Source organism: Gordonibacter massiliensis (ex Traore et al. 2017) (assembly GCF_019731765.1).
GTDB lineage: Bacteria > Actinomycetota > Coriobacteriia > Coriobacteriales > Eggerthellaceae > Gordonibacter > Gordonibacter massiliensis.
In genome coordinates this window covers 363,314-385,431 of sequence record NZ_JAASIO010000001.1, presented here as the reverse complement: position 1 = coordinate 385,431, position 22,118 = coordinate 363,314, and the positions used below count along the sequence as shown (strand labels likewise).

23 protein-coding genes, 1 tRNA gene and 1 pseudogene are annotated in these 22,118 nt (G+C 62.7%); 12 read left to right on the top strand and 13 right to left on the bottom strand.

The features are described 5' to 3' along the window. Nucleotides 1-5: 5 nt before the first annotated feature. From HCH03_RS01565 to HCH03_RS01530, 8 genes are all read right to left on the bottom strand, one after another. Nucleotides 6-863 (bottom strand): hypothetical protein, encoded by an 858-nt coding sequence (locus tag HCH03_RS01565; RefSeq protein WP_221688074.1) that lies wholly within the window; start codon nucleotides 861-863, stop codon nucleotides 6-8. After that, the gene (locus HCH03_RS01560; RefSeq protein ID WP_221688073.1) at nucleotides 860-1,822 is read right to left on the bottom strand and encodes a DUF1351 domain-containing protein; all 963 of its coding nucleotides are present in this window, start codon (nucleotides 1,820-1,822) and stop codon (nucleotides 860-862) included. The genes HCH03_RS01565 and HCH03_RS01560 overlap by 4 nt, the downstream gene beginning before the upstream one ends. A gap of 4 nt (nucleotides 1,823-1,826) precedes the next feature. Further along, nucleotides 1,827-2,087, bottom strand: a complete 261-nt coding sequence (locus HCH03_RS01555) for a hypothetical protein (protein WP_221688072.1) — start codon at nucleotides 2,085-2,087, stop codon at nucleotides 1,827-1,829. Then, entirely contained in the window at nucleotides 2,081-2,464 is a 384-nt protein-coding gene (locus HCH03_RS01550) for a RusA family crossover junction endodeoxyribonuclease (protein ID WP_221688071.1), read from the bottom strand. The genes HCH03_RS01555 and HCH03_RS01550 overlap by 7 nt, the downstream gene beginning before the upstream one ends. Then, nucleotides 2,461-2,874 carry a hypothetical protein gene (locus HCH03_RS01545; RefSeq protein WP_221688070.1) on the bottom strand — a complete coding sequence of 138 codons (414 nt, stop codon included), beginning with the start codon at nucleotides 2,872-2,874 and terminating at the stop codon, nucleotides 2,461-2,463. The genes HCH03_RS01550 and HCH03_RS01545 overlap by 4 nt, the downstream gene beginning before the upstream one ends. Then, entirely contained in the window at nucleotides 2,871-3,038 is a 168-nt protein-coding gene (locus HCH03_RS01540; protein ID WP_221688069.1) for a hypothetical protein, read from the bottom strand. The genes HCH03_RS01545 and HCH03_RS01540 overlap by 4 nt, the downstream gene beginning before the upstream one ends. Continuing rightward, on the bottom strand, nucleotides 3,031-3,243 hold the full coding sequence (locus tag HCH03_RS01535; RefSeq protein WP_221688068.1) for a hypothetical protein: 213 nt from the start codon (nucleotides 3,241-3,243) through the stop codon (nucleotides 3,031-3,033). Before HCH03_RS01535 ends, HCH03_RS01540 begins: the two co-directional genes overlap by 8 nt. A gap of 196 nt (nucleotides 3,244-3,439) precedes the next feature. Next, nucleotides 3,440-3,658, bottom strand: coding sequence for a hypothetical protein (locus HCH03_RS01530; protein WP_221688067.1), 219 nt, complete (start codon nucleotides 3,656-3,658; stop codon nucleotides 3,440-3,442). A gap of 125 nt (nucleotides 3,659-3,783) precedes the next feature. Here HCH03_RS01530 and HCH03_RS16725 point away from each other — a divergent pair. From HCH03_RS16725 to HCH03_RS01515, 4 genes and pseudogenes are all read left to right on the top strand, one after another. Further along, nucleotides 3,784-3,957 (top strand): annotated as a pseudogene (locus tag HCH03_RS16725) (helix-turn-helix domain-containing protein); the annotation flags it as partial. Nucleotides 3,958-4,002: 45 nt separating this feature from the next. Then, nucleotides 4,003-4,452, top strand: coding sequence for a LexA family protein (locus HCH03_RS01525; RefSeq protein WP_221688066.1), 450 nt, complete (start codon nucleotides 4,003-4,005; stop codon nucleotides 4,450-4,452). Nucleotides 4,453-4,454: 2 nt separating this feature from the next. Continuing rightward, entirely contained in the window at nucleotides 4,455-5,219 is a 765-nt protein-coding gene (locus HCH03_RS01520; protein ID WP_221688065.1) for a hypothetical protein, read from the top strand. Nucleotides 5,220-5,313: 94 nt separating this feature from the next. Continuing rightward, nucleotides 5,314-6,486: a tyrosine-type recombinase/integrase gene (locus HCH03_RS01515; RefSeq protein ID WP_221688064.1), complete on the top strand. Its 1,173-nt coding sequence runs from the start codon at nucleotides 5,314-5,316 to the stop codon at nucleotides 6,484-6,486. A 707-nt stretch (nucleotides 6,487-7,193) separates the two neighbouring features. Here HCH03_RS01515 and HCH03_RS01510 read toward each other — a convergent pair. Beyond that, on the bottom strand, nucleotides 7,194-8,543 hold the full coding sequence (locus HCH03_RS01510) for a citrate/2-methylcitrate synthase (RefSeq protein ID WP_221688063.1): 1,350 nt from the start codon (nucleotides 8,541-8,543) through the stop codon (nucleotides 7,194-7,196). 394 nt (nucleotides 8,544-8,937) lie between these two features. On the opposite strand from HCH03_RS01510, the gene HCH03_RS16245 reads away from it, so the two are divergent. The 6 genes from HCH03_RS16245 (at nucleotide 8,938) to HCH03_RS01475 (ending at nucleotide 15,232) form a co-directional block, all read left to right on the top strand. Beyond that, nucleotides 8,938-10,710 (top strand): ABC transporter permease/substrate-binding protein, encoded by a 1,773-nt coding sequence (locus HCH03_RS16245; protein WP_246599566.1) that lies wholly within the window; start codon nucleotides 8,938-8,940, stop codon nucleotides 10,708-10,710. Between the two features lies 1 nt (nucleotide 10,711). Next, a complete protein-coding gene (locus tag HCH03_RS01495) occupies nucleotides 10,712-11,626 on the top strand; it encodes an ATP-binding cassette domain-containing protein (RefSeq protein ID WP_246599451.1) in 915 nt (304 codons plus the stop codon). 143 nt (nucleotides 11,627-11,769) lie between these two features. After that, nucleotides 11,770-11,937, top strand: a complete 168-nt coding sequence (locus HCH03_RS01490; RefSeq protein ID WP_221688062.1) for a hypothetical protein — start codon at nucleotides 11,770-11,772, stop codon at nucleotides 11,935-11,937. Nucleotides 11,938-12,236: 299 nt separating this feature from the next. Beyond that, nucleotides 12,237-12,313: transfer RNA gene (locus tag HCH03_RS01485), tRNA-Arg, on the top strand. Between the two features lie 182 nt (nucleotides 12,314-12,495). Continuing rightward, nucleotides 12,496-13,848, top strand: coding sequence for a magnesium transporter (locus HCH03_RS01480; protein ID WP_221688061.1), 1,353 nt, complete (start codon nucleotides 12,496-12,498; stop codon nucleotides 13,846-13,848). A gap of 4 nt (nucleotides 13,849-13,852) precedes the next feature. Next, a complete protein-coding gene (locus HCH03_RS01475; protein WP_246599449.1) occupies nucleotides 13,853-15,232 on the top strand; it encodes an Nramp family divalent metal transporter in 1,380 nt (459 codons plus the stop codon). Nucleotides 15,233-15,301: 69 nt separating this feature from the next. On the opposite strand, the gene HCH03_RS01470 is transcribed toward HCH03_RS01475, so the two are convergent. Then, complete coding sequence (locus HCH03_RS01470) at nucleotides 15,302-15,775, bottom strand: RrF2 family transcriptional regulator (protein WP_080145265.1); 474 nt, start codon at nucleotides 15,773-15,775, stop codon at nucleotides 15,302-15,304. 348 nt (nucleotides 15,776-16,123) lie between these two features. On the opposite strand from HCH03_RS01470, the gene HCH03_RS01465 reads away from it, so the two are divergent. Then, nucleotides 16,124-16,747 (top strand): 5-formyltetrahydrofolate cyclo-ligase, encoded by a 624-nt coding sequence (locus HCH03_RS01465; protein ID WP_221688060.1) that lies wholly within the window; start codon nucleotides 16,124-16,126, stop codon nucleotides 16,745-16,747. A 30-nt stretch (nucleotides 16,748-16,777) separates the two neighbouring features. Here HCH03_RS01465 and HCH03_RS01460 read toward each other — a convergent pair whose 3' ends face one another. Then, a complete protein-coding gene (locus tag HCH03_RS01460; protein ID WP_221688059.1) occupies nucleotides 16,778-18,436 on the bottom strand; it encodes a Na+/H+ antiporter NhaC family protein in 1,659 nt (552 codons plus the stop codon). A 264-nt stretch (nucleotides 18,437-18,700) separates the two neighbouring features. Continuing rightward, on the bottom strand, nucleotides 18,701-19,702 hold the full coding sequence (locus HCH03_RS01455) for a YdcF family protein (protein ID WP_221688058.1): 1,002 nt from the start codon (nucleotides 19,700-19,702) through the stop codon (nucleotides 18,701-18,703). A 328-nt stretch (nucleotides 19,703-20,030) separates the two neighbouring features. Between HCH03_RS01455 and HCH03_RS01450 the strand changes: the two genes are divergently transcribed. Further along, complete coding sequence (locus tag HCH03_RS01450; RefSeq protein ID WP_221688057.1) at nucleotides 20,031-20,552, top strand: hypothetical protein; 522 nt, start codon at nucleotides 20,031-20,033, stop codon at nucleotides 20,550-20,552. 11 nt (nucleotides 20,553-20,563) lie between these two features. Here HCH03_RS01450 and HCH03_RS01445 read toward each other — a convergent pair whose 3' ends face one another. Further along, nucleotides 20,564-22,108, bottom strand: coding sequence for a sodium:solute symporter family protein (locus HCH03_RS01445; protein ID WP_221688056.1), 1,545 nt, complete (start codon nucleotides 22,106-22,108; stop codon nucleotides 20,564-20,566). Between the last annotated feature and the right edge of the window lie 10 nt (nucleotides 22,109-22,118).

Genomic DNA, 22,118 nt, shown 5'->3' with positions numbered 1-22,118 from the left:
GGCCCCTAGAACGGTATGTCTTCGTCGAGCGTTTCGGCGCTCGCGGCCATGGCGTCGACGATGCCGCACGCCTCCACTATGTCGGCGCGGTCGTACTCGCTGCGGTCCTTGCCGATGCGCCTGTCGACCTCCGCCATCGCGTCCTCGACCGGTATCCCGCGCTCGTTCTTGGCCCGCGTGAGCGCGTCGCGGTACATGTCCATGGGGTCGGGCGGCTGCGTCTCGTCCGGCGTCGGAGCCGTCTGCTCCAGCTCGTCGTCGAGGTCCTGGACGAACATGTCGGACGCCCCCGTGGCGGCCAGCATGCCGTCCACGAAAGCGCGCTTCTTCGACATCTTGAGGACGGTGTTGTACACGTCGGCGATGTCGGGGTTCTCGACCTTCGACCCCTGCACCGCGATCTCCCACAGCCCCGTGTCGGGGTTCTTCTTCGCAACGTGCCCCTTGCCGCCGAGCACCTTCTGGTCGCGCCCGTCCCAGTACTCGCGTGGCACCGGCTGCCCGGTGTACTCCACCGGGCCCGTGCGGTAGCGGTACTTGCTCTCCATCGTGGAGCACGAGCCCATGCCGTCGCAGCACGTCGTGCCGTCGGGGTTGGTGACGTGGCACGTGGTCACGTACTCCCGGTGGCCGTCGCCGAGGTCCTTGACGTCGACGTCGAAGCGCGTTCCGAACTGGAACATGACGCGCAGCATCTCCGCGCCCGGCTTCAGAAGCACGTTCTCGTCCCGGCAACCCTTGATCTTCCCGTAGTGGGTGCCCTCCTTCATGACGTCGCGCATGCAGTGCTGGATGGCGTTGACCCGTCCCTTGATCTGGTCGACGGCGACGACGTTCCCGAGCGTCGAAAGCTCGCCGCTCATGACGCCACCTCCTGAACCTTCTTGAAGAGCTTGCCCTGCAGGCCCGGTAGCGTGCGCATGAAGTCGCGCACCTTGGCGCAGTCGGCGTCGTCGGCCTCGAACTCCAGACGGAACAGGTACCGCTTGGGCGGATCAGACGGCTTCTCCGGCCCCTTCTTCGCCGGTTCGGGCGTCGGGACGGGTTCGGACGAGGTCGGCACCGAGACGGCATCGTGCGCCCTTCCCACGGCGGCTTCCAGCTTGGTGGCGGCCTGCTTGTGCTTCTCCCTCTCCGCCTTCTCGCGCTTCAGGCGGTCGTTCTCGTCGAGCGCCTTTCGCAAATCTAGCGTCTTGCAATACACCATGTCTGCCTCGGTGGAGAACTCGATGTCTCCCTCGCGGAGGCGCGCCCGGTCGTGAACCGCGTCGGCTATGAGGTCGTCGAGCAGGTCGCACGCCTTGTTTCCGGTGAAACGCTTGTCGCGGCTCACGAGCTTCGATTCCTTCTTGATGAAGGAATCGAGCGGTATAAGCTCCATCAGGTCGGGCGCCACCGCCTCGTACTCCTGTTCCAGGAGGCTGATGCGCGCCTGCCTCTGGCGCTCCTCGGCCTCGCCCACCTTCGCGCGCATGTCGTCGTACACCGCCATCAGGCGGTCGCGCAGGCCGTTCAGCGCGTCGGTCGACTCCGCCGTCGCGGCCTTTATCTCCTTGCCCATCGCTATGCGCTTTGAGTTGATGCCGTCGGCCGCCTTCTTAACGTCCGACGCCACGTCGGCGAGTTCCTTGACCTGCTTCTTGTCGTCGGGGTCGATCTCGACCGACGAGAAGAACCTCTCGACGTTCGCCACGAAACCGTCGATCTCCTTCATGTTTCCGACCTTGACGGCCGGCAGCGTGTACGTGATGACGGGCTCCGGCGCCTTCGCGAGGTTCACCGGCTCGATGACCTCCGCTTCCACCTTGATAGGTTCGCCCATGCGATCACCTGGCCCTGATCAGGTAGACGCTATCGCCGCTGCTCGACACGCTCACGGTGCGCCCGCAGTTTCGCTCCTTCACGGCCGCTTTGAGGTGGGCGGCCTTCGTTTGCACGGTCTGGCTTTTTAGCGGCCAACCGGTCACCTCTGCGGCGTCGCAGTTCAGCTCCAGGAACTCTTCGATGGTTTTAGCGGCGAAGCTCTTGTTCGGGTTGCTGCGGCGCAGATACCCTGGAACCTCCCCGTAGCTCATCTTCGTCAGCATATTTCCTCCAATTCGACTACTATTCGGGCTTCGTCCGATGCCCGGTAGCATTTGTGGTTGACGTCCCCGATGTCGTTGAAGCCGTCGTCGGGGATGATGCCCATCTCCACGAGGGCATCGAGAATGAACTTGACCGCGAACTGGATGTTGTCGCGGTCGCGCATCATCGCCCCCTTGCGCTTCGGCTTCTCGAACCAGGTGATCCTGACGTTCACGGGCGTTTCCATGGGCTTGAGACGCGCGGCCTTGATCGCCCAGCAGACCGCCTCCTGGTTGCGACGCTTGACCCTCGCCCCAACTTGGGCATGGGAGCGGCAGGACGCCGTGTACTCGTTCAGGCCGTCCAGGCGGCCGGGGATGGTGAATACCTGCTTCATAGGGCCGTCACGTCCCCGATCTCCACGAGGCGCTGGGCCTCCTTGCGGTCGGACGCGAAGAACACCGTCCCCGCGTTGACGTTGTTGCGCCAAACCTCCTGCAGGTCGATCTCGTCGAACGCGCTCTCGCGGAAGTGAAGGGTGCGCGCCAGGCGCGGGCGGAGCATCACCATGTAGCGCGTGAGGCACGGCCAGAAGTTGTGGTTGCGCGCCACGTCCTCGTCGGGGCTCCCGTCGCGGTCGGTTATCGCGATGCCCCGGTCCTCGGCCATGCTGTAGGCCCGGCTCCTCGTGAGGCGCGGCCTGCCTGCATCCACGTAGTCGTGGGCGATCCTCATGAGCACGTTGAGCGCCCTGGGGTTTTCCTTGATCCAGCAGCAGACGCGCTCCGCTTGCAGGCGGGCGTTCATACAAGCACCTCCCATGCCGCGTAGGCCGCCGTCGCGAGGGCGAACGCGAGCGGGAGGATCCCGCATCCCCGCTCCCATTCGATTCGTGGTATCATGTAGCCGTCTTTCTTGACGGATGCGCGCTTGCTTTCCACGGCTGGGCGCGCTTTCCTTTTCTCAGGCATAGTCCTTCCTTTCCAGATGAAGGCACGTGTTCCGCTCAAGCCACTCGTTCAGCTCGGCGACGATCACGAACCCGCTCCGCTCCTTCCCGCGTATGTAGTGGATCGGCAGCGGGTCGTCCGACCTGCACGCGTACTCGCGCAGTGTCTCGGGCTTGGTTCCGAGCTGAGACGCGAGTTCGGGTACGTTCATGTAGACTGGCACCATGGCCTCCTTTCTCCTCGTTTTCGAATGCGCCACGCCTCGCGCGTCATGGCCGGATGATGGCTCTGCGGTCGGCGGGTATGGAATTGTCAAGGTGCGGTGCACCAGGTCGAATACCCGGAGGCGTGGCGGCTCCTTTCCAGCAGCCGCGTTTCCGGGTATTCGGTTTTGAAGGTGCAAATTCTGTTTAACAGAATAATTAGGGCAAAAAAATATCCGATACAGCGTCCTTTAGAATCGGTTTCGCAGTATCAGACAGAGCCTCGTACACTTTTGCCAGCTCACAGAGGCGGAATTGCTCCGGGCGCTTCTCCCTATTTACATATCCCTGCTTTGACATTTCCGCCTTTTCAGCTGCGGATTCAAGAGAAAGACCAGAAGCCTTTCGTGCTGCAACGAATTTGTCTTTAGAAATCACCTTGTGTCACCTCCTATCGTTTCCGGTATCATATCCCACTTTTCTGTTAAACGCAAATAGTATTTTATCAAAATTGCATTTAATGGTAGTACAATACGGTTTATCGGAATCGATAGGAGAGTACCATGGGCATCCCTGAGAATATCGACGCCCTGCTAGTCAAATATGACATCAATCAAGACTGTTTGGCTCGCATCGCCGACGTCGCCCCATCTGCAGTTACCAGATGGCGTCAAGGATCGTGGCCGAGAAAAAGCTCTATCAACAGAATCTGCGAGTACTTCGGTCTCGAAGAAGACGACATCTTGTCGGATAAAGTCGGCCTTGCTGCTAAAGAACACGGGTTGGTTCCTGAAGGCGCCCTCCCTGTCGCCGGTGCCGACATGGTGGCCGTCCCACTTCGCGGCCGCGTCCACGCCGGAAAGGCAACCGAGCCAGAGAACCTGGACGAGCTAGGAAAGACCGTCATGGTCCCTCGCTTCCTGCTCGAGGCCGACCCCGACTCGTACGCATGCGAGTCCGAGGGCGACTGCATGGACAAAGTGTACCCGGAGGGCTGCATCATCGTCATATCGCCGAACAAGGAGCCGCAGAACGGATCCGTGGCGGTCGTGACCATCGACGGGAGCGACGCGGTCATGAGGCGCATGTACCGCACGCCCAACACGCTCGTGCTCTCGCCGGACAGCCACAACCCGGAGCACAAGGACATAGTTATCACGTCGGACGATGACCACACGGTCACGTTCGGCGGGAAGGTAGTATGGTTCCAAGCCAAGGAGGAGATGGAGTAGACATGAACGGATTCATGAAAAAGGCGGCAGCGATAGGCTGCGGAGCCGCCCTTGCGGCGACCCTCGCCGGATGCTCTTCGGGGGAGCCGAACACCATAGAACCGAAAACAAATGACCCAATCGACAGCGCAACGCCCGTTGCTGAAGAAGCACCTGAAAAAGCGGAAACCATTATTTCAGAAAGCGGATGGTCCTTGTCCAAAAACGAGTACGACGAAAGCCAGATGTGGGTTAACTACGCGTTGATTCTGGCAAACACCGACAAGAGCAACATGACGGTAAATCAAACCATCAAGATCACCGTCAAGGATGCCAACGGAAGCGTTATCGCATCGGAGACGGCTTATGCGACGTTCGTAGGACCAGGCGATGTCATGCCCGTTGTCGGAAGAACGGACATGCTCTCGTCAGAACCCGCAGATGTCATCATTGAGCTTGGAACGGGGCAGCAAGAACCAGCGTCGTACGACGAAATGTATCGGGTTACCGATTTCTCAGTAAGCGGAGCCGTTGAGAACCCGACTTCTGACGGAGATACTAATTGGGCAGGGGAATTCACAAACCCCTCTGACAAGCCGATGGACAAGGGAGTTACCCCGACCGTCGTCCTCTTCAACGGAGGCCAGATCGTTGGCGGATTCAACAATAACTTGATGTTTGATGCGGTTGCGGGAGGGACAACCGCGTCATTTGAGATCGACCCATTCGGAAGCCCCGTACCTGAACACGATTCATTCGAGGTCTACATCGTTCCGAACATCTTTTAGGCAAAAAAGCCCCGCGCATCACAGGGCGGCAACCCTAGCGCGGAGCTTCGACTAATACCAATCCCATACAGGAAAGGCAAGGTGATTGTACACCATGTCGCGCTCGAACTTCGGCACGATCCAGTACGTCTCCAAAGGCAAGTACCGCGTGTGGTGGGAAGCCGGGCGCAAAGGCGACGGCAAGCGCAACAGGCCGTCGAGGATCGTCAACGGAACCCGGGACGACGCCGAGCTGTTCCTTGCCGTTAAGAAGATCAACGCCCTCGGCTGCGATGAGACCACGACGTACGACGAGTTCTGGGCGGCGAAGGTGGAGCCGTCCTTCGCGAAAGACGAGCTCGCCACCAAGACGGTGGAGAACCACCAGCGCGTATGGGCGCGCGAGCTAAAGCCGCGCATCGGGCGCGATCGCGTCGCCTCCACGACGTATAGCCGGGCCGAGGACGTGCTCAGGAAGATAGACTCCCCCTGGGTGCAGCGATCGGCCTACCAGCTGTGGAAGAAGGTGTGCAACCTCGCGATCCGCGAGAAGATCCGCACGGACAACCCCGTGGATCGTTACATCAGGCTCGACCGCCTGCCCGAAGTCGAACGGAGGATCCTCGACGCCTCCGAGGTCGTCGAATGGATGGAGAGGATCAGGGGCCTCAAGCACGAGGCCGTGCTGCTCGCCGAGGCCGGCGGGGGCCTGCGCCCCGAGGAGGGCATCGCGCTGCTGAAGGAGGACGTGTTGAGGCTCGAGCACAAAGGCAGGGTCTACGCCGAAGCGGTGGTGGAAAAGGCCCTCGTCTCCACGCGCAACGGCCGAGAGCTGAAAGGCACGAAGAACGGCTTCTCGGAACGGAAGTCGGTGATAGGGTGGCCGTTCGCCGAGCGCCTCCTCGAGCTCGCGGAGGGCGAGGGGCCGCTGTATTCCAACTGCCGCGTGGAACACGAGCCGGGATCGCCGTGGGAGGCGCGCCACTACGTCTCCCCCGTGAGCTTCACGAACAGCTACAGGCGATGGTGCGCGGACAACGGGGTCGAGTACGTGCGCCCGGGAAAGCTGCGCAAATCGTGGTCGACCATGCACGGCGAAGCGGGATCGCCCGACTCCCTGGTCCAGCGGGCCATGGGGCACTCCGACGGCACCACCAGGGGGCGCAGCTACCAGAGCGCGACGCGACGCGGGAACATCCTCATAGCCGATCGCCTGGCCGAGCTGATCGCCGAGGAGACGGATATGGCACAGATTGGCACATGGCTCGAACCTTATACAGGCGTTTGATCTGGTATTATAACAGCTTAAGAGGTTTTCCCAGCACCCTTGAAAACTGTTAAGCCGCAAGGCTTCGTGGGTTCAAATCCTACCGCCTCCGCCAGAATTCGAGTCCTTCCCCCCTCGTTCCCTGTTTATTCCGTTCGCATGCAGAGACAAATTCGTCGTATTCTTCCATATGTGCTTCAAAAGGGCGTTTGTGAACGATTTTTTGAGAGCTTTTATATATTAGTAATAGAGTAATTAAATAAAAAGACCAGGTGGGAGTATTTCCGTTTTCATTTATTCTCGAACATGATCATGCACAACCGTCATTTTGCAGCAGAAATGACTTCTGAGAAGCATATTCGCGATGCGTACAGGCTGGACGTTTCAAAACACGTAGACGAACGACTCCCGAAAGCGCAGCAACGAGAAGTGCTCCCAAACTTTCAATGGCCTCGCCTCTTCGCGAAGCGGACTTGCATCGAGAGTGACCGGTTGCCCGTTCTTTGGTGTTGCACGCGGGGTGGAAAGCCGGTAAAGCGCCCGAAAACGCGGAGGAAGCAAGCGAGCACGGGCATTTCGCCCGTGCTCGCCTTCGGTAAACATCTTCGATTCGGAACGCCTTCGGCACCACTATCGCCGCTCGCCGCAGCGCGTTCCCCCGATAACCGCAAAGTTGCCGCCGCGCCGTTTGCCCATGGCAACGCACGCGCGCTTCGAGGCGGCGCTCCTTACCGCTCGTCCATGGGCACGTAGTCGCGTTTGCCGCTGCGGGTGGACTTGTAGGCGGGGCGGATGATGCGCTTGCCGGAGACGATCTCCTCGAAGCGGTGGGCGGCCCAGCCGGACATGCGGGCGCATGCGAACAACGGTGTGAACAGGTCCTCGGGAATGCCCATCATGGAGTACACGAAGCCGGAGTACATGTCGATGTTCGCGCACATGTCCTTGCTCGTGCCCTTCTCGCGCAAAATGACTTCCGGCGCAAGGCGCTCCACGGTTTTGAGCAGGTTGAACTCGGCTTCGTACTCCGTGCCGGCGGCCAGGTTCTGGGCGAACTGCTTGCAGATGATGGCGCGCGGGTCGGACTTCGTGTACACCGCATGGCCCATGCCGTACACCAGGCCCGTGTTGTCGAAGGCCTCCTTGCGCACGATCTTCGCCAGGTAATCGGCCACCTGACCCTCGTCGGACCAGTCGGCCACGTTCTCCTTGATCTCCTGCTGCATGGCCAGCACCTGATGGTTCGCGCCGCCGTGCTTCCAACCCTTGAGCGAGCCGATGGCACCGGCGTACGTGGAGTACGGGTCGGTGTCCGACGAGGTCAGCACGCGTGTGGTGAACGTGGAGTTGTTGCCGCCGCCGTGCTCCGCGTGCAAACACAGCATGACGTCGAGCATGCGCGCCTCGTCCGGCGTGAACTGGCGGTCGGGGCGCAGCATGGACAGGATGGTCTCGGCCGTGGACTGGCCGGGAATGAAGCGGTGCATGATCATGGACTCGTTGTTGTAGCGGGCGCGCTTGGCGTAGTACGTGAGCACCATGATGCGCGGCAGGCGCGAGATGAGCGAGATGGCGGTGTGTATCTCGTGGTGGGCCGAGCGATCCTCGGCGTCGGGATCGTAGGCGTACAGCAACAGGATGGTGCGGGCCAGCACGTTCATGATGTCGGGCGGCGTGTCGCGCATGATCATGGACGCGGTAAAGCCGTCGGGCAGCTCGCGCTCGGAATCGAGCACGCTGATGAAGCGATCGAGCTGCTCGCGCGTGGGCAAATCGCCCATGAGCAGCAGATAGGCCACTTCTTCGAAGTTGAAGCGGTGCTCGGCCGACTGGTCGCCCAAAAGATCGTAGATGTCGTAGCCGCGATAGCGCAGATGCCCCTCGTCGGCGATCTTCTCGTTGTCCGACACGATGTAGCCGTGCACGTTCGCGATGTTCGTCAAGCCGGCCACCACGCCGGTGCCGTCCGCGTTGCGCAAGCCTCGCTTCACGTCGTACTGTTCATAGTAGGTGGGATCGATGGAGTTGATGGTTTTGAAATTCTCGTAGAGAGCGATCTTCTTTTCTTCGTCGTGCATGCAAACCTCCCTGCGTCATGGACGGCCGTCGGCTTCCCTCGCGCATCGCCGAACAGCCGGCAGGAGCCGGTTGCGGCGCTGGGCGATTGGCTGGGAAATCGGATAGTCGTCCGTTCGTGCTTTAGTATGATAAAGCCTCGTAGCACCTCGCAACAGTACTTTTAGGCGAATAACAGAGGGAATCCCGACATCTTAAGAGCATAACCGCTGATCAGTTTCCACCGAGCGCGTTTTCGACCACGGTGCGCACTTCACCGATCGATGACGGTTCGTCTTCGAGTATGCCGTTCGAACAAGCCCTTGCTTGAAATGCGCTAGCATCGGGCGTGCGTCCCCGGCGTGCTCCCCCTCCACCTTCGACCTGCGAGAAAGCGAGGCGCGCGTGATATCCACCATGTTTTCCCTGCTCGTCGAACGTCGCGACTGGTTTTTCGACCTGCTGTTGCAGCATATAGGCATATCGCTCGTATCCATCGTGCTGGCCGCGCTCATCGGCTTGACGCTGGGCATCGCCATCGCGCAATGGCGGCGCGGGGCGAAGCCGGTGCTGGCGCTGGTGAACTTCGTGTACACCATCCCGTCCATCGCGCTGTTCGGCTTCCTTATTCCCGTAACGGGCATCGGCGACCTCACGGCCGTGGTGGCGCTGACCGTGTACGCGCTGCTGCCCATGGTGCGCAACACCTACACCGGCCTCACCACCATCGAGCCCGCCATCGTCGAAGCGGCGCGCGGCATGGGATCCACCGACCGGCAGCTGCTCTACCGCATAGAGCTGCCGCTGGCCGCGCCCGTTATCATGAACGGCATCCGCAGCATGGCAACCATGACCATCGCGCTGGCCGGCATCGCGTCGTTCATCGGCGCGGGCGGGCTGGGCGTGGCCATCTACCGCGGCATCACCACGAACAACCTCGCCATGACGTTGGCGGGCAGCGTGCTCATCGCGGCGCTGGCCATAGCGGTCGACCTGCTGCTGGGCGTTGCCGAGAAGGCTACACGGAGGTATGTGGAGCCGAAGCCGCGCCGTTCGCGCGCCCGCACGGCGTTCGGCGGGATCCTGCGCCCGCAGCACGCGACGCTCGGCGCTACGGCCGGAACCCCGGGCCGCAACGATGACAGCGCGGGCGCCTCCGTCTCCGACACGGCCCTCGACGCCGCAGACGTGCTGCTCGACGACGGCGAAGCGGGGCGCATGCCGGAATTCCAGAACGCCGATGCGGCCGAGTCCCGTCGCGCGATCGCAGCCGCCCTCACCCCGCGACGGCGGGGCGTCACCGTGATCGCCCTCGTCGCCGCTTTGGCGATAGTGGTAGGAGGCGCCTTCGCCTTCGCCAACCGCGGAGGCTCGGGCGGCGACACCGTGCACATCGCTACGAAACCCATGACCGAGCAGTACATCCTCGGCGAGATGCTCAACACGCTCATCGAGCATGACACCGACCTGAACGTGGAGCTCACGCAAGGGGTGGGCGGAGGCACGTCGAACATCGAACCCGGCATGGAGCGAGGCGATTTCGACCTGTATCCCGAGTACACGGGCACCGGTTGGAACGCCGTGCTCAAGCACGAAGACACCTACGACGAGTCTCTGTTCGACGCCATGCAGCAGGAGTACGAATCGCAGCTGGGGTTGACCTGGGTGGGCGCGTACGGCTTCAACAACACGTACGGCCTGGCGGTGAGCAAAGACGTGGCCGACCGGTTCGACCTGCGCACGTATTCCGACCTTGCGCGGGCGGCCGGCGAGCTGACCTTGGGCGCCGAGCCCGACTTCTTCGACCGCCAAGACGGATACCCCGGCCTGCAGCAAGCCTACGGCATGAGTTTCGCCGCCACGCGCGACATGGACATAAGCCTGAAGTACCAGGCGCTGTTCGAGGGGCAGGTGAACGCGATCGTGGTGTCCACCACCGACGGGCAGGTGGCCGACGACCGATTGGTGGTGCTGGAAGACGACAAGGGCTTCTATCCGTCGTATCTGTGTTGCAACGTCGTGCGGATGGACACGCTGGAGAAGCATCCCGAGCTGCGCGACGAGCTGCTGAAGCTGCAAGGCACCATCTCCGATGCCGACATGGCGCGCATGAACAACGCCGTGGAGACGCAGGGCCAGGAGCCGAAAACAGTGGCCGACGCGTTCCTTGCCGAGAAGGGGCTGATATAGCATGGAAAACTCGTCCGCGCACATGCGCCCCACGGGATCCTTCGACTCCGGCGACTCCTTCGACTCCGGCGACTCCGTCGCCTCCGCTCAGGATGACAAAGGGGAGCGATCTGCCGCCCGCGTTCGGAATGACAAAGCCGGACGATCTGCCGCCTGGGCTCAGGATGACAAACAGGCTGCGGTGGTGTTCGAGCATGTGACCAAGCGCTTCGGCGATGCGATCGCCGTGGACGACGTGGACCTGCGCATCGACGACGGCGCGTTCGTCGCCATTATCGGCAGCTCCGGCTGCGGCAAGACCACGCTGCTGAAAACGGTGAACGCCCTCGTGATGCCCGACGAAGGCCGGGTGCTCGTGCACGGTCAAGCCACGTCGAGCGCCGACCCCATCGAGCTGCGCCGCAACATCGGCTACGCCATCCAGGGCAGCGTGCTGTTCCCCCACCTCACCGTCGAGCAGAACATCGCGTACGTGCCCACGCTGCTGAACAGCGGAGACAAGGATCGAACCGAGGCGGCCGTGGCGAAGTGGATGGACATCATCGAGCTGCCGCGCGACATCATGGACCGCTACCCCGCCGAGCTGTCGGGCGGCCAGGCGCAGCGCGTCGGCATCGCCCGCGCGTTGGCAGCCAGCCCCGACGTGCTGCTCGCCGATGAGCCGTTCAGCGCCGTGGACGCCATCACCCGCGCCAGCCTGCAAGACGAGATCAAGCGCATTCACCAGCAAACGGGCATCACCGTCCTGTTCGTGACGCACGACATCGACGAGGCTCTCGACCTAGGCGACAAGGTGCTGGTCATGGAGGCCGGCCGCGCCGTGCAGTTCGCGCCGCCCTGCGATATCCTACGCGCGCCCGCCACCGCGTTCGTCGACCGCCTGGTCACCCGCAAACGCACCGTGTACGCCCGCTAGCGGAAGGGGCGCACTCGGCGGCAACGCCCCCTCAACGCAATCGCTACGCAATCGTGAACGATACGCCGTGCGCGCTGCCCGTGCAAAGCGCACGGCGTACCTTGGATGCACGTATCCGTTCGTTCGAGTGATTGGAGCCAACCATGCCAGACAAGAAGCCGTCCGACGAGAATATCTCCGAGGAAAAGATCGTCATCCCCAGCAACGAAGAGGTCCTGGAGGTCATCGAGACGCCCGACGAGATCGACGTCATCGACGTGGGCAACAAGGAGTCCGCCAAGATCATCGAGGACTGGCCGGAAGCCAAGTAGCTGCCCGAGTCCTCCGCACCCCAAGCCCGCGGCCCCGCGTCTCGCTCGACGCGGGGCCGCCTTCGTTCAACGGCTTCCGTCGCGTGCAGCCGGCTCGGCGTCGAAGGATCCCGCGCGGCGCCAGCCGAAGCGCCCCGTCCGGAGCGCGTTTTCCACCTCCCTTGCCAACATCGATCCCCGACCCCGCTCGCTTTCGGCGTCCGCCCCCACGCAAGCGGTTTGTGATTTAGCAACTTCCTGAAAATAGTCGTTGACAGCGCCCGACATTACCGGCATAATAACTTTTGCTGTTTCGACGTGCGCCGTTACCTCAGCTGGATAGAGGGACTGACTACGAATCAGTACGTCGGGGGTTCGAATCCCTCACGGCGCACCATTTCAGCACTTTCATTCCGCAACGACTGGCAGCAGCACGTGCGGTTTTTTTATTGGTCGAACGAAAGGGACTTTGTTGAAGGTTCGAAAATCGAAACCTCACAGTAAGTAGTCCTCCTTCGATTCCCTTACGTCGGCAGTCGAAGGACGACTGCCTGCGAGCAAACACGTAAGGGAACTCACATGCTCTATCTCTCTCAAATAATGGGGAAACCCGTCGTCGACGCGTCCGGCGAGAAGATCGGCACGATCTCCGATCTGGCCATCTCCACCGGCGAGGTGTTTCCGCGCATCACGAGCCTGGCCTTCCAAGGGCCGGGCAAAGTCCCCTTCATGATCTCGTGGCGCAAATACGTCGACGAGTTCGACGACGAGGGCATCACGCTCACCGTGGAAGCCCACGACATCCGCTTCAGCTACCTGCAGCCCGACGAGGTGCTGCTCGCGCGCGACCTGCTGAACCGCCAGATCGTGGACACGCAGGGCCTCAAGGTCGTGCGCGTGAACGACTTGAAACTGTCCATATCGGGCACGCAGCTGCGCCTGCTGGGCGCCGAAGTGGGCACGCGCGGCATCCTGCGCGGCTTGGCCCCGTGGCTCGAGCGCGCCGTGGTGACCGTGGCGAAGGTGTTCGGCAAGAAGATCGACGAGCAGATCATCGCCTGGAACTACATGGACCTGCTCGACCGCGACCTGTCCGAAGTGCAGCTGTCCGTGACGCACAAGCGCCTGGACGAGCTGCACCCCGCCGACGTGGCGGACATCTTGGAGCAGCTGGACCCGCAGCAGCGCGCCAACGTGTTCCAGCACCTGGACGAAACGCAGGCCACCGAGGCCATCTCCGAGATGGAAGACGAGTACCAGGCCGACTTTATCGAGGACTTGGACGACGCCCGCGCCGCCGGCCTCTTGGGCAACATGGACCCGGACGACGCGGCCGACATCGTGCGCGATTTGTCCTACGAGAAGGCCGAGACGCTGCTGCGCCTGATGGGCGTTGAGGACGCCACCGAAATCCGCCGCCTTTTGGGCTACAAGGACGGCACGGCCGGCGGCATGATGACCACGCAGTTCGTGGCCGTGCACGCCACCGACACCGTGGGCCAGACCATCGAAGTGCTGCGCGAGCTGCCCGAAGACCATCCCACCGTGCACTACGTGTACGTGCTCAACGAGTACGACGAGTTCGAAGGCGTGCTGAGCCTGCGCACCCTCGTGCTCACCGACGACGCGAAGCCCGTGGGCGACGTCATGTACGAGGACGTGATCTCCGCAACGCCCGACGAGACCGAGGAGGACGTGGCGGCGGACATCTTCAAATACGAGCTGCCCGCCATGCCGGTGGTGGACGAGCACAACATGCTGCTGGGCATCGTCACGGTGGACGACGCATGGGACGCCATCGAGGAGGATGTGAGCGGCGACAAGACGAAGGCCACCGCCCTCAAGGTGGTGGGCATCGTGCTGGCCTCGCTGTTGTTCCTGGGCCTGTACACGCTGGTGCTGCTGCAAGTTATCGGCTACACCGGAAGGTAGCGCCATGATGGTGAAGAACACCGACGCGCGCAAGACCGGGGCCGGAAAGCGCGGCGGACGCGAGTGGGGCAGCTTCAAAACCGGCCAGATAGGCTCCGAGGCCGAAACCGGCATCGCCGTGGTCAACGACCAGGCGGAGCCGATCGAGCAGCCGAAGAAGCCGAGCAAGCTCTGGCTTCTGCTGGCGGCGCTCGGACCCGGCATCGTCACGGCCATGGCCGGCAACGACGCCGGCGGCATATCCACGTACTCCACCGTGGGAGCGAAGTTCGGCTTCGCCACGCTCTGGGTCATCCCCATCATGTGCGTGCTGCTCATCGTGGTGCAGATGACGGCCGCGCGCATGGGCGCCGTCACGGGCAAGGGCTTCGCCGCGCTCATCCGCGAGCGGTTCGGCATCCGACTCACCGCGCTGGCCATGCTGGCCCTGCTCGTGGGCAACGTGGCCACCACGTTCTCGGAATTCGCCGGCATCGCCAGCGGCATGGAGATGTTCGGCGTGTCGAAGTACCTGGCCGTGCCCGTGGCCGCCGTCGCCGTATGGCTTTTGGTGGTGGGCGGCAGCTACAAGCGCGTGGAGAAGGTGTTCCTTATCCTGTCGCTCGTGTTCGTCACGTACATCGTGGCCGCGTTCATGGCCAATCCGAACTGGGACGAGGCCCTCACCAGCACCGTGGTGCCGCACATCGTGCAGGACCAGAGCTTCGTGTCGCTCGTCATAGCCATGATAGGCACGACCATCGCCCCGTGGATGATGTTCTTCAACCAGAGCAACGTGGTGGAGAAGGGCGTGAGCGTGAAGGACTTCTTCTCGCAGAAGGTGGATGTGGTGGCAGGCACCATCGCCGCGTGCCTCGTGGCGTGGTTCATCATCGTGACCACCGGCGCGGTGCTGTTCCCGCAGGGCATCGAGATCGAATCGGCCGCCGACGCCGCCAAGGCCCTCGCGCCGTTCGCGGGACATTACGCCGAGGCGCTGTTCGCCATCGGGCTCATCGCGGCTTCGTTTCTGGCGGCGTGCGTGCTGCCGCTCACCACGTCGTTCGTGATTTGCGAGGCGTTCGGCTGGGAAGCGGGCGTGTCGTTCAAATGGAAGGAAGCGCCGCTGTTCAAGAGCATCTTCACGTTCGTCATCGCGTTCTCGGCGATCGTGGTGCTCGTTCCGGGAATCGACCTCATGGGGGTCATGCTCACCGCGCAGTTCGTGAACGGCCTCATCCTGCCCGTGTTGCTGGTGTTCATGGCCATCATCTCGGCCGACAAGCGCGTCATGGGGAAGTATCGCTCGCGGCCGGTCTCGCGGGTGATCATATGGTTGACCGTGGGTATCGTCACGGTGCTCACGGCCGCATTGCTGATCATGCAGCTGATGGGCATAGGGTAGCGTCAGAGGCGCGCTGCGGCTGAAGTTGGGCGGGCTCCGCCCTTCGCCGACCGTGCGCGCTTCCGTTGGCTAAGCGGTCTGAGCGAGGCGCTTGCCCTCGTCTTCGAGGCGCTCGGCCAAGAACGTGCGGCGGTTGTCGCCGTTCTTCACGCTTTCGAGCAGCATCTCGATGGTCAGACTGTCCAGGTACGCGTCGAAGCTCTCTTCGATGAGCTGGTAGGTTTGCTTGACGCCCTGCACCATGGCGCCGCCTTTGCGCGAAGAGCGCTTGGCTCGGGTGGACGCCTTCGCATCCTCTTCGAGCGCCGACATGATCTGCAGCACGGTGATGTCGGACGGCTCCTTGGCCAACCGGTAGCCGCCGTGCTTGCCCGGCCGCGCCTCGATGAGGCCGGCGTTGCGCAGCAACTGGGCCAGCTGTATGAGATAGTCCCGCGGTATGGACATGTCCTGCGCAATGTCTTTCGAGGAGCACGTGGTACCTTGTGCGGCCAGGTACAAGATGGCGCGCATGCCATAGTCCGTCGATGCCTTGAATTGCACGTTGTCTCCTAACTCGCTGCTGCACCGGCTTCGCATTGCCAATATCCGATGAGCTGCTTCCATATATATTAGTCGGTTACTTTACTTTGTCCCTGATAGCACAAAAGACGCTGCGAAACAGCGCCTTTCCGACCGTTCCGCTCCGGCAGCGGCAGAGCGATCCAGGACGTTTTGAGTGTACCGAAAGCAGAATGATTATAGCAAGGTCATTGAGCCGTTTGCATAGCAAATCGAATCGAAACGGTTACGTCTACGCAATCTTGACCTGCAGTTATCGACTGTTGATAACTTTTCAACACCCGGTGCCAGCGAACGCCTGCCACGTTGCCAAAATGTTATACTGACCGCATGGACGAGAAGAGAAACCTGCGCGCGAGCAAGCTTGCCCAGCGCGACGCGCTGGACGGTGAGACACGCGCCCGCAAGAGCGGAAACGTATGCGCGAAGGTCGCCGCCTTGGCGGCCGAGGCTTTGGATCGCACCGCTGCGACGGAGCGAGAAGGGCGGAAGCCGCGCGTTGCCGTGTACGCCGCCATGCGCAGCGAAGTGGACCTGCAACCGTTTGTTGAAACGGTGTACGCCCGCGGCTGGATTCCCTGCTTCCCCTGCATGGTGCGCGACGAGCCGCACGCCGAAAGCCGCATGGCGTTCTACCCCGTGCCGATCGACCGCTTCGACGGAGCGCGCGCGGAGTTCCTAGATCACCCGTTGCGCTGCCTGCCTTGCGGCGAGCTCGCCGAGCACGGCTACGAGGAAGTGGACCCGGCGGATTTGGACGTGGTGGTCGTGCCGTTGGTGGCGTTCGACGATGCGGGCAACCGCCTGGGTTACGGCGGCGGCAACTACGACCGCCTGCTGCCGCGCTTGCGAGCCGACGCGCTCGTCGTCGGCGTGGCATTCGACGAACAGCGCACGGCCGCCGTTCCGTGCGAGCCGCACGACCGTCCGCTGCCGCATATCGTGAGCGCGTGAGCCGCACGGCGCACGCGCTCACTTTGAACGCTACGCCTTCGCGGCTCCGTACTTCGACTTGTGCAGCACCAGCACGGCGACCACCATGAGCACGATGCCCACCGCAAGCGATATCCACGGATTGCCCGTGAAACCGGCTATGAGGTAGCCCACCAGGCACACCACGGCCACCACCGACGCATAGGGCAGCTGCGTGGCCACGTGGCGCAGGTGGTTGCACTGCGCGCCGGCCGACGACAGGATGGTGGTGTCGGATATGGGCGACACGTGGTCGCCGTAGACCGCGCCGCCGAGCGTGGCGCCGATGGCCACCAGGAACAGCGGGTTGTCGGCGGGAAAGACGCCGATCACGATGGGCAGGATGAGCGCGATGGTGCCCCACGACGTGCCCATGGCGAAGCCGATGAACGCGGCCACCACGAAGATCACGGCCGGCAGCAGCGCCAGCCCCACGCCGATGCCGTTCAAGAAGCCGCTCACGAACTCGCCCGTGCCCAGCAGGTAGCGGCAGGTGCCGCCCAGGCTCCACGCCAGCACGAGGATCATGATGGCGCCCACCATGGAGCGCACGCCTTCCGAAATGCCCTCCATGTAGCCCGACAGCGTCATGAGCTTGCGCGGCAGGAACATGATGGCGGCCACCACCAGCGACACGCACACGCCGATGCACAGGCCGAACACGGGGTTCTCGCCCACAGCCGTGGAGAAGTCGACGCCCTTGAAGAACCCGCCGGCGTACAGCATGCCCAGAATGGAGAAGATGATGAGCACCACGATGGGCACGATGAGGTCGAACACGCGGCCCTTCTCGGAGATGGCGATGCCCTTGAACTCCTCCACCGCCGTCTGAGCGGCCTCGTCCAGCTCGTCGCGCTCGGCAACCACGGTCTCCATGTTGAACGGCGGCAGCGTGTCGGCCTCGCTCGCATCCAGCCCCACCGTGGACATGGACTCGAGCGCGCTCTCCTTCGGCGGAATGCGACGCTGCTGCTCGGCCGGTTGCTGCACCTCGGCCTCGGCCACGCGCATGGGGCCGAAGTCCTTCTTCGTGGCGCACATGAAGAACACGAACACGATGGTGAGCAGCGCGTAGAAGTTGTACGGGATGGACTGCACGAACGTGGTGAAGCCGCCTTCGCCCAGATAGCCGCCCACGGCCACGGCCCACGACGACACGGGCGCGATGATGCATATGGGCGCCGCCGTGGAGTCGATGATCCACGCCAGCTTCTCGTGGCTGATGTGGAAGCGATCGGTTACGGGGCGCATGACCGCGCCCACCGTGAGGCAGTTGAAGTAGTCGTCCACGAAGATGATGATGCCCAGCACCGCCGTGAGGATCTGCGCCATCTTCGCGTTCTTGATATGGGTGGCAACCCACTCGCCGTACGCGCGCGAGCCGCCCGCGCCGGCTATGACCACCACGAGCGCCCCCAACAACGCAAGGAACAAGAGCAGCGCCCCGTTGCCGGCTATCTGCTCGGCCATCATCTGCGGCACCATGGTGAACGAGTCGACCAGCTGCTCGAACCCGGCGCCGTTCAGGCTGAACTGGTAGATGACCATGCCGGTGAACACGCCGATGGCGAGCGAGGAGTACACCTCCTTCGTGATGAGCGCCAGCCCCAGCGCAAGGATGGGCGGGATGATGGACCACACGCCCGTGCTGATAAGGTCGAAACCTTCCATATGCGTCCCCTTTAGTCGCATCGGATCCATGGGCGTCGATGACCCCAACGCCGAATTATGCGCATAAGTATACGGTATTAGAAGGATTCGGACAGCAAAGACGCGGCGTTTTGCGGCGTTTCGGACACGACGCGCCGTGGCGAGTGCGGCGCGCGTTGCTCGCCGTGCGGACGCTCGCAGCGCGCGACGCCTGAAAACCACCGGGGCACCGGCGGCGGGCGCGGTGCCCGAAGACGGCCGCCCGAACGCCGATCGCGCGTTCGGCTACAGCCGGAACAGCACCAAAGCAGCCGGCACCAGCCACAACGCGAAGATAACCACGAACGGCCATTTATGTGCAGCGCTCACGGCCACGTACTCGCGGATGAAGGCCGTGGGCCAGTAGTAGCGGGCCGTCTTGCTGCCCACGCCGTCGGCGGCCAAGCCGATCTTGTGGGCGTACTCGGCCGTGCGGAACACGTGGTAGTCGCTCGTGACCACGGCGGCGCGGTAGGCGTTCGCGCCCGAACGCGCGTCCATGATGGCCTTGGAGTTGCGCAGGTTCTCCATGGTGGTGGCGGATCGATCCTCCATGATCACCGCGTCGGCCGGCACGCCGCGCTCTTCCACCAGGTAGTCGCGCATGGCCCGAGCCTCCGAAACCTGCTCGTCGGCGCCCTGCCCGCCCGATGCCACGATAAGCGCGCGGCTGCCGCCCGCCTTCCACAGCTCGACCCCCTTGTCGAGTCGAGCCGCCAGAAGCGGCGTGGGCTTCGTGCCCGATAGGCCCGCACCGTGCACGACGATGTAATCGTAGTCGAGGCGTTTGGGCAGGCGCCGGTACAGCCACGAGTACAGCAGCAGCGCCGCGAACGTGAACGCCACATACGAGCCTTCCATAACCACCAACAGGGACAGCAGCAAAACGAGCGGCGAGGCCTGCAACATCACGAACACCGGCATGGCTACGCACACCGCCACGATAAACAGGGCGAACAGCCCCGGCAGCACGTGCGCGAGCGAGAAGCCCTCGCGCTTCACCACCACAACGGCGTTGGCGAACAGGAACACGACCAACGCCACCGTGCCGAACGGGATCGCAGCCAGGCCCAAGAGCACGAGTCCCGGAGCGTCGAACTGAACGGATAGGCCGTAGAACGCGAACAGGCACAGCAACAGGAAGTACAGCGCGTTGCGGAACTGCCGCGGCTCCTTGCGGTAATTCCGCACGAACAGGAAGCCGAACACCAGCGCGGGAAAGTATATGGCAACGAGCTGGAAGACCATGCGAGCGCTTTCGAAAAGAGGCGTGACGATATCACCCGACAGTATAGCGTTCGCGCACCGCTGTCACAAAATTGTTCTTTTAACACCAACAAGGAGAAACGCACGTGCATTCCTCTTTGTCGAAGCGCATACTGTGGGGAAGAAGCCATCGGTCCAACCAACAGAGGTGATAGCCATGCCCCTCAGCCGCAGCCGATCGAACCGCAGTCCCTTCGCTAGCCCCGCAACGGTATTCGGAACCTTTCTGTTGCTTGCCTCGTTTTGCCTGATAGGCGTGCTCATCGCCGGATGCGCGAGCAACGCGCCGAAGGAGCAGGCACCCAACAGCATGCCAACCGCATCCGACCGACCGATCGAGGCGCCCGAGACGAACGACGAGAGCGCCACCACGTCGAACAATGACGACGCTCCGTCTTCGACGGGCCCGAACACCATCGACGATCAGTACGTGCAAGCGAAAAAAACGTCCGAGCATGTGACTCCACGTCTGGACGACGGCTCGCGGCCGACCGAAGCCGACGGTCCGCGCGTAGGGGACCGCAGCAGTGTCTCTATCATCGTACAAGCGAACACACGATCCGAAGAGCTGGCCGACTCCATGACCGCGACTCTCGTCGACGAAGGCTACGACGTGCGCCACGTTACGTCTTTCGACTATCCAGTGGCGCTCGTCGTGTATCGAGGCGAATCGCTGGCTGCCGACGCATTCGCCATCGCCGAGGAACTGGGCATCGAGTGGGTGGAGGAAGCGGCACCCAACAAATACAACCAATTCGACAGCGACATCCTCGTTGCCGTGGCCCCCATCAACATGTACTCGCGCGAACTGCTGGTGTGGCCGACGCTCTAATCAAGCGTGCTTTACTCGTCCTCTTCTTCCAACTCCATCTCGTATTCGCGGTCGATGGCGCCCTCCACGTGCGGCGGGTCGACCTCGAAGTCCACGCGCTTGGTGACCAGGCTCACCAGCGGCACCACAACCAGCGACAGCACCATGGCGATGGCGCCGCAGTTGATGGGGCTGGCGATGAACGGCGTGCCCACGAAGCCCGAAATCATGTTGCCCGTGGTCAGGCCCACGCCCACGATGAAGCTGGCCCACACGGCCGGACGCGAGATGCGCTTGGAGAACAGCCCCCAGAAGAACGGGCCAAGGAACGAGCCGGCCAGCGCGCCCCACGAGATGGACATGAGCTGCGCGATGAACGTGATCGACGAGTTGTACTGCACGAGCGCCAGCACGGCTGAGATCACGATGAACACCACCAGCAGCACGCGCATGTAGGAGAGCTGCTTCTTCTCGCTCATGTTCTTCACCAGGTTGTCCTTGATGAGGTCGAGCGTGAGCGTGGACGACGACGTGAGCACGAGCGACGACAGCGTGGACATGGACGCGCTCAGCACCAGCACGATGACGATGCCGATGAGCAGGTCAGGCAGCGTGGATAGCATGGTGGGGATGATGGAGTCGTACACCGGCGTGCCAGCGGCGGTCATCTCCACCTGGCCGCCGTACAGCCGCCCGAAACCGCCCAGGAAGTAGCTGCCGCCCGCCACGATCATGGCGAACACCGTGGAGATGATGGCGCCCTGCTTGATGGCCGGGCCGCTCTTGATGGCGTAGAACTTCTGCACCATCTGAGGCAGGCCCCACGTGCCCAGGCTGGTGAGGATGATGACGCCGATGAGGTCGGGCAGGTTCGGCCCGAAGAAGCTCACGAAGGGCCCGGCCATCTCGGAGCCTTCGGCCGGGATGAGCGAGAGCGTGGTGATGGCCTCGGTAAAGCCGCCGTTGTTCACCAGCACCGCCACGATCACGGCCACGATGCCCAACAGCATGACGATACCCTGGATGAAGTCGTTCATGACGGTGGCCATGTAGCCGCCCAGCACCACGTAGATGCACGTGATGACGGCCATGCCGATGACGCACCACTCGTACGGCAGCCCGAACGCCATGCCGAACAGGCGCGACAGGCCGTTGTACACGCTGGCCGTGTACGGGATGAGAAACACGAAGATGATGGCCGCGGCCGCGATGCGCAAACCCTTCGACTGGTAGCGCGCACCGAAGAACTCGGGCATCGTGGACGCGCCCAGGCGGTGCGTCATCTCACGCGTGCGCGGGCCGAGCACCCACCAGGCCAGCAAGCTGCCCAGGATGGCGTTGCCGATGCCGATCCACGTGGCGGCCACGCCGTACTTCCAGCCGAACTGGCCGGCGTAGCCCACGAAAATGACGGCGGAGAAGTAGCTCGTGCCGAACGCGAACGCCGAAAGCCACGGCCCCACGTTGCGCCCGCCCAGGATGAAGCCGTCGACGGTGCCGGTGTGTCGTCGGCAGTAAATGCCCACGCCCACCGCCACGCCCACGAAAATGAGCACCATGCATATCTTTTCGATCATCGGAATTTCC